Origin of the sequence: Blautia sp. An46 (assembly GCF_002161645.1) — a bacterium.
In the GTDB taxonomy this organism is placed as follows: domain Bacteria; phylum Bacillota; class Clostridia; order Lachnospirales; family Lachnospiraceae; genus Blautia; species Blautia ornithocaccae.
The window spans coordinates 1-15,631 of sequence record NZ_NFIF01000023.1; the positions used below are offsets into that span (position 1 = coordinate 1).

Annotated in this window: 13 protein-coding genes; 10 read left to right on the forward strand and 3 right to left on the reverse strand. The window is 45.8% G+C overall.

Annotated elements, in window-relative coordinates; all coding sequences use genetic code 11:
* Positions 1 to 73 precede the first annotated feature (73 nt).
* On the reverse strand, positions 74 to 760 hold the full coding sequence (locus tag B5G00_RS15770; protein ID WP_162613517.1) for an SH3 domain-containing protein: 687 nt from the start codon (positions 758 to 760) through the stop codon (positions 74 to 76).
* Between the two features lie 44 nt (positions 761 to 804).
* Positions 805 to 2,172, reverse strand: coding sequence for an MATE family efflux transporter (locus B5G00_RS15775; protein WP_087274466.1), 1,368 nt, complete (start codon positions 2,170 to 2,172; stop codon positions 805 to 807).
* Positions 2,173 to 2,358: 186 nt separating this feature from the next.
* Here B5G00_RS15775 and B5G00_RS15780 point away from each other — a divergent pair, with 186 nt between their 5' ends.
* Genes B5G00_RS15780 through B5G00_RS15795 form a run of 4 tightly spaced genes read left to right on the forward strand, consistent with a single transcriptional unit; the run spans position 2,359 to position 7,207 of the window.
* Positions 2,359 to 3,180, forward strand: a complete 822-nt coding sequence (locus B5G00_RS15780; RefSeq protein ID WP_087274468.1) for an FAD binding domain-containing protein — start codon at positions 2,359 to 2,361, stop codon at positions 3,178 to 3,180.
* On the forward strand, positions 3,170 to 3,646 hold the full coding sequence (locus B5G00_RS15785; RefSeq protein ID WP_087274470.1) for a (2Fe-2S)-binding protein: 477 nt from the start codon (positions 3,170 to 3,172) through the stop codon (positions 3,644 to 3,646). Before B5G00_RS15780 ends, B5G00_RS15785 begins: the two co-directional genes overlap by 11 nt.
* Entirely contained in the window at positions 3,643 to 5,937 is a 2,295-nt protein-coding gene (locus B5G00_RS15790) for a xanthine dehydrogenase family protein molybdopterin-binding subunit (RefSeq protein WP_087274472.1), read from the forward strand. Before B5G00_RS15785 ends, B5G00_RS15790 begins: the two co-directional genes overlap by 4 nt.
* A 1-nt stretch (position 5,938) precedes the next feature.
* Positions 5,939 to 7,207 (forward strand): M18 family aminopeptidase, encoded by a 1,269-nt coding sequence (locus B5G00_RS15795; RefSeq protein WP_087274474.1) that lies wholly within the window; start codon positions 5,939 to 5,941, stop codon positions 7,205 to 7,207.
* A 10-nt stretch (positions 7,208 to 7,217) separates the two neighbouring features.
* Here the strand turns inward: B5G00_RS15795 and B5G00_RS15800 are convergent, their stop codons facing one another.
* A complete protein-coding gene (locus tag B5G00_RS15800) occupies positions 7,218 to 8,456 on the reverse strand; it encodes a MerR family transcriptional regulator (RefSeq protein ID WP_087274476.1) in 1,239 nt (412 codons plus the stop codon).
* Between the two features lie 172 nt (positions 8,457 to 8,628).
* Between B5G00_RS15800 and hisD the strand changes: the two genes are divergently transcribed.
* The 6 genes from hisD to B5G00_RS15830 all read left to right on the forward strand — a co-directional run bounded on the left by hisD (position 8,629) and on the right by B5G00_RS15830 (position 15,542).
* Positions 8,629 to 9,903 carry a histidinol dehydrogenase gene (gene hisD, locus B5G00_RS15805; protein WP_087274478.1) on the forward strand — a complete coding sequence of 425 codons (1,275 nt, stop codon included), beginning with the start codon at positions 8,629 to 8,631 and terminating at the stop codon, positions 9,901 to 9,903.
* A gap of 134 nt (positions 9,904 to 10,037) precedes the next feature.
* Complete coding sequence (locus B5G00_RS15810; protein ID WP_087274480.1) at positions 10,038 to 11,618, forward strand: C40 family peptidase; 1,581 nt, start codon at positions 10,038 to 10,040, stop codon at positions 11,616 to 11,618.
* Between the two features lie 298 nt (positions 11,619 to 11,916).
* Positions 11,917 to 13,257, forward strand: a complete 1,341-nt coding sequence (locus B5G00_RS15815; protein WP_087274482.1) for a C40 family peptidase — start codon at positions 11,917 to 11,919, stop codon at positions 13,255 to 13,257.
* Positions 13,258 to 13,580: 323 nt separating this feature from the next.
* Positions 13,581 to 13,952, forward strand: a complete 372-nt coding sequence (locus B5G00_RS15820; protein WP_087274484.1) for a DUF6198 family protein — start codon at positions 13,581 to 13,583, stop codon at positions 13,950 to 13,952.
* 106 nt (positions 13,953 to 14,058) lie between these two features.
* On the forward strand, positions 14,059 to 14,673 hold the full coding sequence (locus tag B5G00_RS15825; protein WP_087274573.1) for a sugar O-acetyltransferase: 615 nt from the start codon (positions 14,059 to 14,061) through the stop codon (positions 14,671 to 14,673).
* A 116-nt stretch (positions 14,674 to 14,789) separates the two neighbouring features.
* Entirely contained in the window at positions 14,790 to 15,542 is a 753-nt protein-coding gene (locus B5G00_RS15830) for an alpha/beta fold hydrolase (protein ID WP_087274486.1), read from the forward strand.
* Positions 15,543 to 15,631: the final 89 nt, after the last annotated feature.

Genomic DNA, 15,631 nt, shown 5'->3' on the forward strand with positions numbered 1-15,631 from the left:
TATAAACAGATAAGTAATTCGACAGCAAAAAAGCAGAAGTTCCGACAAGACAATTATACATATCTGTTTCTTATCAAAGAAGAATTTTTCCCATAGACACAGAAAATTTTACGCCCTCGGATAGATAGTCTCTCCAGACGTAACCGGTCTTTCCTTCGTAGATTACCCGGTACCAGCCGTTGGCGCAGATTCCTGTAACAGTTACAGAGTCGCCTCCGTCTAAAACCCCCAGGATTTCTGAACCACTCAGGGCATCAGCACGAACGTTGACAGAACTGACCACATAAGCAGTCTGGCGAGTGGATTCTACTTCAACGCCGCTGTCAGGAAGATCCTGGCCAGCGTCTTCTTCATCTTCAGGGGATACCATGCCTCCTGCCTGGGCGATGTCTTCCTTGGCCTTTTCTGCCAGGCTCATAACACTGGAATTGTCATCCTCTGTAATGATCCTGCGGACTCTCACATTGCTGGTATCTGTACCGTCTATTCCGCCTACATAGACCAGAGTCACCTCATTGCCTGGAATAATTCCATTGACACATTGGATTTCAGCAGAGGAACAGTCTTCAAAGGAAAGCTTCTGGCCGTCTTCTGTCTCAATGGAAACCTCAGAACCAGTATAACTGGTAAGAGTACCAGTCATAGAAGAAGAGACTGCGTCCAGCTCTGCCTCCTCCTTTTCCCGGGAATTCTTTTCACTGCAGGCAGAAAAAGAGAGTAGGATGGATAAGGCGGCCAGTAGTGATAAAAATTTCTTCATGAAAATACCTCCTGTTTCAGACATTATATACATTGACAAGGGTTTTATGCCAGCATTCGTTTTTCCAGATGTTTTTTGAAGATCAGCAGAAAGGCGATAGAAGACATTACAGCGCCGATTCCGTCGGCCAGAGGCTGAGCATAGAAGGCGCTTCTGGCTCCGAAGAATATTGGCAGGACCATAGTAAACAGCATATAGTCTCCTTTCCGGAATACAGAGAGGAACAGTGCGGTCTTGCTTCGTCCAAGGGCGGTAAAGCCGTCTACAAACACATACTGGAAACTAAGGGGAATGATCATCATGGTAAATACCCGGATACCCCATACGCAGAGAACGATCTGAGCGGGATCTCTGGTGAAAATGCTGATGAAATATTCAGGAATCGTTCTGGATACCAGGAACATAATTGTGGTAAAGCACAGGCAGAGAAGAAGGATGTATTTCTCTGCAGACTTAACTCTGGCAATATTTTTGGCACCATAGTTGTAGCTTAAGATCGCCTGGGTTCCGCTGGAAATGCCCAGCATAGGGCCTGTGATCAGCATCATATAACTTTGGACGATGGTGGCGCAGGTAATGAGAAGATCTCCTTCTTTGGGGCCGCCGTAAGTCTGCAGCACTGTATTCAGCACGATCAGGATTACGCTATCCGTGGCCAGAATCAGAAAGGGGGAGATTCCCAGGGTCAGGATCCGGCTTACGATTACAGGAGAAAAGTATTTTCTCTTCAGAAGCGTTATCTTTATGGGTATCTTTTTTCCAGTGAGAAAGCGGAAGGCAAATGCACAGGATACAAACTGGGCGATCACTGTGGCAATGGCAGCTCCTGCCACGCCCATGTGAAATCCAAAGATAAAAACAGGATCCAGCACAATATTTGTCAGTGCGCCTATGATAACCGTCATCATCCCCACACCGGGAAAACCCTGGCAGGTAATAAAATAATTCAGCCCCACTGCCATAAGGGCAAAAAAGGTGCCAATGGTATAAATGGTCATGTAAGAATCTGCATAGGGAAAGGTGGCAGGGCTGGCGCCGAACCAGTTCAGCAGATAGTCTTTGACCAGCAGAAAAATAAGAGTCAGCAGGGCTGAAAAAATTACCAGAAGAAGAAAGCTGTGAGCCAGTATATTTTCTGCCTGTTTTTTCCTGCCCGCTCCCATCCGCATGGCCATTAAAATAGAGCCTCCCAGACCTATAAGGGTTCCGAAGGAAGTCAGGAGGGTAACGATTGGCCCGCATACCCCCACCCCCGCAAGAGCTACGTCACCAATCTCACGGATGTTTCCGATAAACATGCGGTCCACAGTGCTGTACAATACATTTACAAACTGAGCGATCATAGAAGGGACCGCCAGCTTCAGGACCAATAGGGGAACTTTGTCTTTTCCTAAATCTGTTGTCTTTTTCATTTGTAATGGTTCTCCTTTTCCTATTGATTTTAATACGGATTGAGAGAAAAGAAAAGAGAAAATACTTGCTTAGTATAAAATGCCTATGCTATACTGATTTTACGAAGAACGAAGAAACAGGAGGGCTGTTGTGTAAGACCGGAGGTTTTATGCGGCAGTCCCTTTTCAGGTAACAGGAGAAATGAAATGTTAAAGATCAGAGAGTACGTTAAAGTAAAGGATTTGGAGGAAGCCTATCAGTTAAACCAGAAGCGGTCCGCCTGTGTCCTAGGAGGTATGGTGTGGCTGAAAATGGGCAGCCGGAACGTGGGAACTGCCATAGACCTGTCCGGTCTGGGACTGGATACCATTGAGGAAGATGAGGAGGGATTCCGTATCGGAGCAATGGTAAGCCTGCGGGACCTGGAGACACATAAAGGCCTGGCAGAATATACCCAAGGGGCTATGAAGGAAAGCCTGCGGCATATTGTAGGAGTTCAGTTCCGGAACTGCGCCACAGTGGGAGGAAGTATTTTCGGAAGATTTGGGTTTTCCGACGTTCTTACCATGTTTCTGGCTATGGACTCCTATGTGGAATTATATAAGGGAGGCATCATCCCTCTGGAAGAGTTTGCCCAGATGAAGAGAGACCGGGACATTCTGGTGCGGATCCTGGTAAAGAAAAGACCGGCGGCTATGTCCTATATAAGTCAGAGAAACAGCAGTACAGATTTTCCTGTACTGACCTGCGGGGTTTCTCTTTTTGAAGACGGGGAGGCGAGAGTGGCTTTGGGAGCCTGTCCCTATAAAGCGGTTATTGTAAAAGACGAAAAGGGAATCTTGAAGGACTTCCTGAAGAAAGAGCCTGGAGAACAGAAAGAAGCGGCAGAGGCCTTTGCCGCATACGCCAGAGAGCATGTGCGAACAGGAACGAATATGAGAGCTTCCGCTCAGTACAGAAGCCATCTGGTACAGGTACTGACCAAAAGAGCGCTGATCCAGGCAGGAGGTATGGAAAATGGAAATTAAGTTTTGGCTCAATGGAAAGAAAATCCAGGCAGAAATCCAGGCAGATACCCTTCTTCTGGACCTTCTGCGGGAAAAAGAATGTTACAGTGTTAAGAGAGGCTGTGAGACAGCCAACTGCGGCCTTTGTACAGTCCTCTTGGAGGAAAAGCCCATATTATCCTGCAGTACCCTGGCTGCAAGAGTAGAAGAGAAGCATGTAGTCACCTTAGAGGGGCTTCAGGAAAAGGCGGAAGAATTAGGCAGCTTTCTGGCAGGGGAAGGAGCAGAGCAGTGCGGATTCTGCAACCCTGGATTTATGATGAATATATTTGCTATGGAAAAAGAGCTTACAGACCCTACAGAGGAAGAAATTAATGAGTATCTGGCAGGAAATCTCTGCCGCTGCTCCGGATTCATGGGTCAGACCAGAAGTATCTTAAAATATCTGGAATATAAGAAAACCCAGAGAGAGGGGGATGGACAATGAAATATGTAAATCAGCCTGTGATGAAAAAGGATGCCATGGCTTTGGTTACAGGAAAGCCTGTGTATACAGATGACATCGCCCCCAAGGACTGCCTTATCGTGAAGGTGTTGAGGAGTCCTCATGCCCATGCTCTTATTGAAGAGATCAAAACAGAGGCGGCCATGAAAGTGCCTGGAATCGAATGTATCCTTACTTATAAAGATGTACCCCAGCAGCGTTTTACCCTGGCAGGCCAGACCTACCCGGAATTCAGCCCCTATGACCGTCTGATATTGGACCAGAGAGTGCGGTTTGTAGGAGACGGGGCAGCCATTGTAGCGGGAAAGACGGAAGCTGCCGTGGATAAAGCCCTGAAACTTATCAAGGTAAAATATAAGGTTCTTCCTGCAGTATTAGATTTTCATGAGGCAAAGGATAATGAGACGCTGATTCACCCGGAGGATAACTGGGAGGCCAAGATGCCTGTGGGAGCAGATAACAAGCGGAATCTCTGCGCTCAGAAGGAAGAAAGCCTGGGAGATGTAGACGCTTTACTGAAGGAATGTAAATATGTAGTAGACAGGACTTATCATACTAAGGCAAATCAGCAGACCATGATGGAGACTTTCCGGGCCTATACTTATCTGGACTATTTTGGAAGACTGAATGTGGTGGCCTCCACCCAGGTTCCCTTCCATGTCCGGAGAATTTTGGGACGGGCGCTGGGGATTGGAGCATCCAAAGTCCGGGTAATAAAGCCCAGGATCGGCGGAGGATTCGGGGCCAAGCAGACAGCGGTGTGTGAGATGTATCCTGCCATTGTGACTCTGAAGACAGGAAAACCGGCAAAGATCGTTTATTCCAGATATGAGTCTCAGATATGTTCTTCTCCCCGTCATGAGATGGAGGTACGGGTCCGCCTGGGCGCTGATGAGAAAGGAATCCTGAAAGCCATAGACATCCATACTTTGTCTAATACAGGTGCTTATGGCGAGCATGGACCTACTACCGTAGGGCTTTCCGGACACAAGCCTCTGGGCCTTTACCGGAATACAGAAGCTTACCGGTTCAGCTATGAGGTAGTATATACCAATCAGATGTCTGCAGGAGCTTACCGGGGATATGGAGCCACCCAGGGAATCTTTGCAGTAGAATCTGCAGTAGACGAGCTGGCCCATGAGATGGGCATGGACCCGGTAGCTTTTCGGGAAAGGAACCTGTCAAAAGAAGGGGGACGGTTTATCGGCTACGACGGCAGCCCCTGGGTTACAAGCTGTACTCTGGATAAATGTCTGGCAAGAGCCAAAGAAATGATCGGCTGGGAGGAAAAATACCCCTGCCGTGACATGGGAAACGGCAAAGTCCGGGCAGTAGGATCAGCCATTGCCATGCAGGGATCTTCTATCGCCAAGGTGGATGTAGGAGGAGCTTCCATTAAACTGGGAGAGGATGGCTCCTACACACTGGGCCTGGGAGCTACTGATATGGGAACAGGCTGCGATACCATTTTGGCCCAGATGGCGGCAGACGTTCTGGAAACAGATTTTGACAATATTGTAGTATTTGGAGTGGATACAGATATTTCTCCTTATGACTCCGGCTCTTATGCCTCTGCCACTACTTATGTTACAGGAATGGCTGTGGCAGACGCCTGTGAACAGCTCAGGGAGAAAATTAAGGAACTGGGAGCCGCCATGCTGGAGACAGAGGCAGACCAGGTAGAATTTGACGGAAAATCTGTATATAAGCTGGACGGCCAGGGGGAAGTGTCTCTGGAATCTATTGCCGTAAAAGGAACCAGCGGAAACAACACAAACCTTCAGGCTTCGGCTACCCGTTCTTCCCAGATTTCACCGCCGCCTTTTATGGCAGGAATTGTGGAAATCGAGATTGACAAGGAAACCGGCACCCTGGAAATCCTGGACTATGCAGCAGTGGTGGACTGCGGTACGCCTATAAACCCCAATCTGGCAAGAGTCCAGACAGAGGGTGGTCTGGCCCAGGGAATCGGCATGGCCCTTTATGAAGATATTCAGTATAATGAGAAGGGGCAGATGCGGAATAATTCCTTTATGCAGTATAAGATTCCAACCCGCATGGACTTAAAGAATATCCGGGTAGAATTTATTCCCAGCTATGAAAAGAGCCATCCTTTCGGCGCTAAGTCTATTGGAGAGATGGTGATCAATACCCCTTGTCCGGCCCTGGCAAATGCCGTATATAACGCAGTAGGCGTCCGTATCCGGGAAATGCCTATTACACCGGAAAAGATTGCCATGGCACTGGCCCAAAAGGAAGAGAAAGAGGAGTAACATGAGCCAAGAGACAGCAAGAGAACTGATTGATTTTATAGAGAAAAGCCCTACCAGCTTCCATGCCGTGGCGGCTATGGAAGAGATGCTGGAAGGGGAAGGATTTACAAAGCTGGAAGAGAAAGAACGGTGGCAGCTTGTGCCGGGAGGAAAATACTATACCACCCGGAACGGCTCTGCCCTGATCGCATTTACAGTTCCCAGAAAAGAACTGACTGGATTTCGGATCATTGCCAGCCACAGTGATTCTCCCAGTTTTAAGATCAAAGAGAATCCGGAGATGCTGGTAGAGAACCAGTATGTGAAACTAAATACAGAGGGCTATGGAGGCATGATATGCGCACCCTGGCTGGACCGGCCCCTTTCTGTAGCCGGGCGGATCGCTGTAAAAGACCAGGGAAAGATTGTCACCAGACTGGTAAACATAGACAGGGATCTGGTGATGATCCCTAATCTGGCCATACATATGAACCGGGAAGCCAATAACGGCTATAAATATAATCCCCAGAAGGACCTTCTGCCTCTCTTCGGAGAAGCTTCCGCAAAGGGTAAATTCCAGAAGATCCTGGCAGAGGCTGCCGGGGTGAAGGAAGAAGAAATCCTGGGACACGATCTTTTCCTATATAACAGGCAGAAAGGGACGATCTGGGGAGCAGAAGAAGAGTTTGTTTCCATAGGAAGACTGGACGACCTCCAGTGTGCCTTTGCCTCTCTGAAGGGCTTCCTGGCAGGGGCAAAAGAAAACTACGGAGCGGTTCACTGTGTTATGGACAATGAAGAGGTGGGAAGCGGCACGAAACAGGGGGCAGCCTCAACCTTCCTCTATGATGTGCTGCTCCGGATACAGAAAGGTCTGGGAGGAGACTATGAGGACTACCTCCGGTGCGTAGCCGACAGCTTTATGATCTCTGCAGATAACGCTCACGCAGTCCACCCTAACTATACAGAGAAGGCGGACCCGGTGAACCGCCCTTATCTCAATAAAGGCATTGTGATCAAACACAGCGCAAATCAGAAATACTGTACCGATGGATTTTCCGCCGCTGTGTTTAAAGATATCTGCCGCCAGGCGGGAGTTCCTTTCCAGACTTTTACAAACCGGTCAGATATGCCAGGAGGCTCTACTCTGGGGAACATTTCCATGGCCCAGGTATCTGTGAATGCAGTGGATGTGGGGCTGCCTCAGCTTGCCATGCATTCCCCCTATGAGACTGCAGGGGTAAAGGACACAGATTACTTTATAAAGGCAGCCACTGTATTTTTTGAATAATTGTAAATTATCAGATGCGCTTTCTTCCGTGATAGGGAAGAAGGTGCATTTTTTCGCCTTTTACATGAAAGCCAAAGCCCAGATTGGCGCCGGAGTCTGTGGTGCAGCCGCAGTCTTCTTCTTCCAGAAGAACATATCCAGCCTCTTTCAGTGAAGAGTGGAAATACTCCAGGTCAAAATTTTTACAGTAAGCTTCCGGGTACTGACTGAGAAGCTGTTTCATGGATTTTGGAGCCCGCTCAAAATAGAAATAGGTGCCGATAAGATCAGCCCCTGGTGCCAGGTAAGGGATAAGTTCTTTATATAAGAAAGTATCATGATAAAAATTATGTTCGTTCACAGCAAAGAAATCCAGATGGATATCTATGGATCCAGGTTTCAAAGGAAAACAGGTGCTGCTGTCTGCCAGATACAGGATTTCCAGATCCGGCGTCTGCTTTTCAATCAGTCTTTTATACATAAGAAGAGTTTCCGGATATTTGTCAATGATAATATAACGGCTGTTTTTCGGGAGATATTCCAGATGATTGTGGATGAAAAACCAGGCGTTTATATAAGTCTCACAGATAACTTTTCCCTGGAGACCCGTTTCCTCCATATTTTTCAGCATGTGATTGTAGGAACGCTGAAACAGGCTGATCAGGTCCGGAGGAAGGTCTTTGTACAGTTCTCTGGTAAGGTCCGGGGTGTCCTGGAGATTCTGATTTTTATTGGGAGTCATCAGGATACCGTGGCGGATTTGGGCCTGATAGCCGCAGGAACAGGAGAGATTTCCTTTGGAAATACAGCGGTGGTTCATTTCCACATCTGTCATGGAAAGCTCTTTACCGCAGCAGGGGCAGCACAGCAGAGAGAGCATGGAAAGGGGGACCCCTGTTTTGGCTTCAGGAGAAGCAGCCGGAATTTCCAGTTCCTGTATTTTTTTCTCCAGTTTTTCTATAACCGTTTTTTTATGCTGGATTTCCTGAAGGCAGAGGTGGCGCTTATTAATGTACATCTCTTTCAGCTCCATAAGGTCCTGAGGGTCTGCAAAGCCGGAAACCCGTTTCAGAGACAGGAGAATATGGATTTCACGGAGAGAAAAATCCAGGTCTTTCAATTCCAGTATCCATTCCAGATCTTTACAGGTAGCTTCGTCAAAGACATACTGCCCTTTGGGTCTGGGGGGAACCAGAAGTCCATAATGTATATAATAGTAGAGATTGTCTATAGATATATGATAAAGTTCCGATACTTTGCCGATACGCATGGGACAGCCTTCCTCTCTTTTTCATTTCTGATATGGTACCATAAACACGGAGTATACTCAAGGTTTGAGAGAGAAAAGGGAAAAAAACAAGATTGACACAGACCAGACTTCATATTTTATAATGGCGCCATAGATGAGAAATTCAGGCCATGGAGCCAGGGAGGTTTAGATTATGAAAGTATTAAAAGCAGCCAGAGTGCGTACAGAGGAAGACAAGAAGAAACTTACCCAGACTGTGGGAGATATGATAGAAGATGTGAAGAAAAGAAAGGATGAGGCCCTCAGAGAGTACAGCCAGAGGTTTGACGGCAGCACCAGAAAATCTTTTCTGGTTACCCGGGAAGAAATCCAGGAAGCTTATGAACAGCTTACAGCCCAGGAGATCGAAGATCTGAAAAAAGCTGCAGAACATATCAGGGCCTTTGCTAATGCCCAGAGAGAGACCATAAAGCCTCTGGAAAATTTCAGCCCTGCTCCGGGGATCTTTCTGGGACACCGGATCCTGCCGGTGAAGTCCTGCTGCTGTTATGTTCCGGGAGGAAATTATCCCCTTTATTCTACAGCTCTTATGCTGGTGATCCCAGCGAAAGCAGCAGGAGTGGAACGGGTGACGGCCTGCTCTCCGGTTATGAAAGGAACGGATAAAATAAATCCTAAGACTCTGGCGGCTATGGATATTGCAGGTGCAGATGAAATCTACGCTGTGGGAGGAGCCCAGGCCATTGCTGCTTTTTCCTATGGAACAGAAGAAATTCCGGCGGTGGATATGATCGTAGGCCCTGGAAACCAGTATGTGACCGAGGCAAAAAGACAGTGCTACGGCCAGGTGGGAATTGATTTTGTGGCCGGTCCCAGTGAAGTGCTGGTTATTGCAGATGGCAGCGGCACACCTGAGATCGTGGCGGCGGACCTTCTGGCCCAGTCTGAACATGACCCTAATGCAAAAGGTATGCTGATCACCACAGACGAAAGGTTTGGCCAGGCGGTGATCCAGGCAGTGGAGAAAGAACTTTCCTGGCTGTCTACAGCATCGATTGCACAAAAATCCTGGGAGACCTACGGTGAAGTGGTTCTGACGGAGAATCTGGAAGAAGCAGTAGAAATCACTAACAGCTATGCTCCGGAACACCTGGAGCTAAATGTAAGAGAACCAGAGATCCTGAAAGAAAAGCTTTATAATTATGGCTCTTTGTTTATTGGAGAAAATACTGCAGAGGTCTTTGGAGATTATGCCTCCGGGACCAACCACACTCTTCCAACACTTAGAGCTGCAAGATACACAGGCGGTGTGTGGGTTGGAACTTTTCTGAAAACCTGCACCCACCAGAGCATGACACCGGAGGCAATGAGAGAGCTGGCGCCGCTGGTAGAGAGGATGGCAAAAGGAGAAGGATTAATGGGACATGCCCGGGCTGCAGAAGTGAGAAAAAACGGCAGCTTATCATAAAAATGGAAATGGACCTTGAAAAACCTGGTAAAGTATGTTAGTATATCTTAAAAGTGTAATAAATATTACAAAAATATTACAAAATACTGCTAGAACTTGTTAACAGATTTTACTAGGGAGAGGTATTTAGGACTATGAAGAAAAGATTAATATGCCTGTCACTGATTTTTGCTATGACAGCAACTCAGATTGTTCCTGTTGCAGCTGCCAGAAAGGATGAAGTACAGGCCCAGAAATCAGCAACTCAGAGTAAACTTTCCGATGCACAGGCAAGAGTAAACGAACTCCAGAGCCAGAAGAGCGCCCTGATGAACCAGATCAGCTCTACCCAGCAGGAATTGGTCAGCGTTATGACTCAGGTAAACATGCTGAATGAAAGCATCCAGGAAAAAGAGGCTGACATACAGGCGACACAGGCAGAGCTGGAAACAGCACAGGCAGAACGCGACAAGCAATATGAGGATATGAAAAAACGTATCCAGTACCTCTATGAGAACGGAAATACTTCTTGGGCACAGGCCCTTTTAGAGTCCAACAGCATCGCAGATATGTTGTCTAAGATGGAGACAAGCCAGAAAGTATATGACTATGATAGAGAAGCCCTTCAGAAGCTGAAAGATGCTGTACAGTCTGTACAGGATCTGGAGGAACAGCTGGAGACTGAGAAGGCAGAATTAGAAAGCAGCAAACAGGAACAGGAAGGCATTCAGCAGTCACTGGAATCCCAGATGTCCAGTCTGAAAGCATCTGCTTCTGATTATGATGCACAGATTGCTTCAGCTCAGGCTCAGGCACAGCAGTACCAGCAGCTCATTGAAGAGCAGAATGCTGAGCTCCAGCAGATTCAGGAAGAAGAGGAAGCAGCAGCAAAAGCTGCAGCTCAGGCTTCTGAACAGAAGAAAAATACAGAGAATACAGCTCAGACCTCTAATGGACAGAGCACACAGACAGAAGCTGCTGAAGATACAGAGGAAGAAACTTCTGAGACACAGCAGGAAACAGCAGCAGATACAGACAGCACACAGCAGGAAACATCTGCAGACAACACTCAGCAGGAGACAGCTGCAGATACAGAACAGAAGCAAGAAACAGACACGACAGTGGAAGATGCTACAGAGGAGGATTCTTCAGCAGATGGCGGTACAACTGCTGATAACGGAGCATCTGATAACAGTGCTGCCGATACAGAAGACTCTCAGACAACAGAGACTGTTGAAGAGGATACACAGGAAGAGGCTTCACAGCCTGCAGACACAACGCCTTCCGCTCCGGCAGAAGATAATTCTGCAGCACAGGAAGATCAGTCTCAGGCATCGGCTTCAGAGGATACAACTGAGGATGTATCTTATAACAGCAGTGTAGGAGAGGCTATTGTGGCATATGCCAAACAGTTTATCGGAAATCCATATGTATATGGAGGAAACAGTCTGACAAATGGTATTGACTGTTCTGGATTCACCCAGCAGATTTATGCACACTTTGGTTATTCTCTTCCGAGAACCAGCTACGATCAGGCTTATGTAGGTACTGAGGTATCTTGGTCAGAATCCAAAGCCGGTGATTTGATCGTTTATCCTGGACATGTGGCAATCCTCACAGGAGACGGCGGAATCGTACATGCATCCAACAGCGCTCCTTATCCAAAGGGCGGAATCAAATATACATCTAACGCTCTGTATACTTCTTACATTACGATCAGACGTATTGCAGAGTAAAAAAGTACAGAAAAACTCATAGAAGAATATAAAACGGAGAACCACAGATAAAACCTGATAAAAGGATGTTATCTGTGGTTTTCTGGTTGGAGAAATATTTTGGTAACATATTATAAAAATAGCATTTTTTATTACCTGAAAATTTCATTTTGTAACAGAAATTTAAAAAACACGACTTCAGGACTTGAAATACAGAAGAATATATGGTAGTATATACAGGAAGTGAAAAAAGTATTGCGGAATTATTACAAAAATATAACAAACAGATTTTTTATACATAATGGAGAGGTATTGAGTAATGAAAAAAAGATTATTATGTCTGGCTCTTGTTTTTACTATGGCAGCCACACAGGCGGTACCTGTAGCAGCTTCCAGCAGAAAGCAGGAAATTCAGGCACAGAAATCCGAAACTCAGAGTAAACTTTCAGCGGCTGAGAGTCAGGTAAGCAGCCTTGAAAGCAAAAAGAACGAATTAATGGGACAGATCAATTCCACACAGCAGGAACTGGTTACAATTATGACACAGATTGATATGCTGAAGGAAGAGATTACAGATAAAGAGGCTGACATCAAGGAGACTCAGGAAGACTTAAAAGAAGCTGAGGCAGACCGTGATGAACAGTACGAAAGCATGAAGAAGAGAATTCAGTATCTGTACGAGAACGGCGGAACAGATTCCTGGGCACAGATTCTTCTTGAATCTGAGAGTATTACCGATATGCTCTCCAAGATTGAGAATAACGGTAAGATGTATGATTATGACAGAGAAGCTCTGGAAAAGATGAAAGCCGTTGTTCAGCAGGTACAGGATCTTGAGAACCAGCTGATGACAGAGAAGGCAGAACTGGAAGACAGCAAGAAAGAGCAGGAAGACAAGCAGGATACTCTGGAAACAAAAATGGCAAACCTGAAAGCTTCTGCCAGCGATTACGAGAGCCAGATTGCTACAGTAAAGGCACAGGCTCAGGAATATAAGAACCTGATCGAACAGCAGAATGCAGAACTGCAGCAGATCCAGAAGGAAGAGGAAGCCGCAGCCAAGGCAGCAGAGGAAGCAAGAAAGCAGGCAGCAGCTCAGGCCGCACAGACCAGCAGTTCAAACAATAATTCCAGCAGCTCAGGAAATGCAAGCAGCGGATCTACTACAGGAGCAACTGGAAATACAGGAAATTCTTCTGTAAGCAGCAGCGGAGGAAGCACAGCTTCATCAGGAAGCTCTTCAGAGAGTTCATCAGAGAGCACAGATACAAGTTCTGACAGCAATGTTTCCTATGACAGTGCCACAGGAGCAGCAGTTGTTGCTTATGCAAGCCAGTTTATTGGAAATCCATATGTATATGGAGGAAACAGCCTGACAAACGGTATTGACTGTTCTGGATTTACACAGCAGGTATTTGCACACTTTGGTTATAGCCTGCCTCGTACCAGCGATGCACAGGCATACTCTGGTGTAGGTGTAAGCTGGGAGGATCATCAGGCCGGTGATATCATCGTATATTCCGGACATGTGGCAATCCTGACAGGAGACGGCGGAATTGTACATGCTTCCAATAGTGCTCCATATCCACAGGGCGGAATCAAATATACATCTAACGCTCTGTACAGATCCTATATAGCTATCAGAAGAATTGTTCAGTAGAAGATATATGAATATATAAAGAATCCTGGATTACCAGGATTCTTTTTTTATAGGGAATCCTACCGGACAGAATGCGAAATGTCCAGTACTCCTCAGGCTTGGGGAAAAGAGCTGAAGGGGAGTTCCCTGTTTTGCCTCACAATGGAAAGGCTTGGGAATTCTTGAAATCCTCTGAAATTGGTACTATAATTATTTAAATTGATAATTTTATAACAGAGGGAAAGATATATGAAGAAACAAGTTTTTTACAGAACCTTTTTCTATATACTGGGTTTGCTGATCCTGGCTATGGGACTGACTTTGAATATATATTCGGCTCCATATTGCCGGAATTTTCCTCGAACGCCGAAAATAGCGGACAAATCATCATCCGGTTTCTGGTGCTGCTCCTGGCCATTATCCTTACAGGTATTGGAGCTGCCCTGTCACTGGATATGAGGCTGGTTCCAAATCCCGGAGACGGTATTGTTCAGGCTATTGCAGATATAATACATAAGAATGTAGGATATACTAAAAATTGTTTTGATCTCTTTAATATTACAATTACGATTGTTCTGGGACTCAGCCTCCGGGGACAACTGATAGGCGTGGGAATTGGTACGGTTTTGGCAGTTATCGGCGTAGGCAGGATCATTGCACTGTTCAATCATTTGGCTCAGGAAAAGATGGAAAGACTTTCAGGAATAGAGTATTGAGAGGGCCTTTAAGAAGCTTTGAGGCTATAATGGAGACTTGTACTTGAGCATGAAAGAAAAATGTGATATGTTGATGTCAGAGAGAGTATTTGCTTCAGGAGGTCCTATGAATTTAGAAGAAACTTTATACAGAATCCATCATGAAAAACTGTATTATTGTGACAATGAAGAGCTGATGAAAGAACAGGGAAAGTATCTGGATATGGTATTTGAATACAACCATCTTCCACCCAGCAAAGGAGAAGAAAAGAAAGCTCTTCTGAAAAAAATGTTCGGCAAAATTGGAGAAAGCAGCTATATTGAAACGCCTTTCTACGCCAACTGGGGAGGAAAGAATGTATATATGGGCGACCATGTATACGCCAATTTTAATCTGGTGCTGGTAGATGATGCAGTTATTGAAATCGGCGATCATGTGATGATTGGACCTAATGTGGTTCTCTGTACAGGCACCCATCCCGTATCCCCCAGACTTCGGGCAAAAGAGGCACAGTACAATAAGAGGGTTAAAGTGGGAAGCGGCGTCTGGATCGGGGCAAACACCATGGTCATGCCGGGAGTGACTATAGGAGAGAACAGCATTATCGGAGCCGGAAGCGTGGTGACAAAAGACATTCCCGCCAATGTGATTGCTTTTGGAAATCCCTGTAAAGTCTACCGGGAGATTACGGAAGAAGATGAAAAATATTATGATAAGGATAAGCTGATTGATATAGAGTAAGCAGAAAGGAGAAATGAGGTATGGGTATCTTTACAGTATTGTAATAGCAAGGTGTATCCTTTGTTATTACGCCTTGCTGATCATTTAAGAAGATGAAATGATTAGGAGGGTTATGAATGCCATATTTTTATTATCAGTCAAAAAAGATTTTTTATAAGGAAACTGGAGGGGGAACCCCCCTTATCATGCTCCATGGAGATACTGCTTCCTCTCTTATGTTTGAGTTTATATTACCGCTGTATCAGGAAAACTATCGAGTTATCCTGCTGGATTTTTTGGGAAACGGGCAATCAGACAGAGTTGACAGGTTTCCGGAAAATCTCTGGACTGCTGAGGCTGAACAGGTAATCGCACTTATTGAATACTTAAAGATTGAGAAAGTAAATCTTTTGGGGACAAGCGGCGGAGCATGGGTTGCCGTAAATACGGCATTGAAGCGCCCCGACCTTATAGATAAGGTCATTGCCGATAGTTTTGATGGAAGAACTTTAAATGAAGATTTTACAGTGAATTTATTAAAAGAACGGGAAACTGCGAAACAAGATATCTATGCAAGGCAGTTTTATGAATGGTGTCAGGGCGAAGATTGGGAAAGGGTTGTAGACCTTAATACACAGGCACTGATAGAATGTGCAGTAAACAGAAGCCCTTTATTCTGTAAACCTTTAGAAACTTTACATATGCCTGTTCTCTTTATGGGAAGCTTAGAGGACGATATGTGCCGTAAAAATCTACCGGAAGAATACGCAGAAATGAGCCGGCAGGTACAGCAGGGGCGAGTACATATTTTTAAGACTGGAGGACACCCGTCAGTTATAACCAATGCAGAACTTTCAGCCAAAGTAATTACGGAATTCATTGGCATTTAAAGGAATTTCAGCAACTTCCTGGAAAAAAGGAGAGCCGGTTTAAACGGAGTACAGCCGTTTAGACCGGCTTTTGGCATATAAAAAGGATG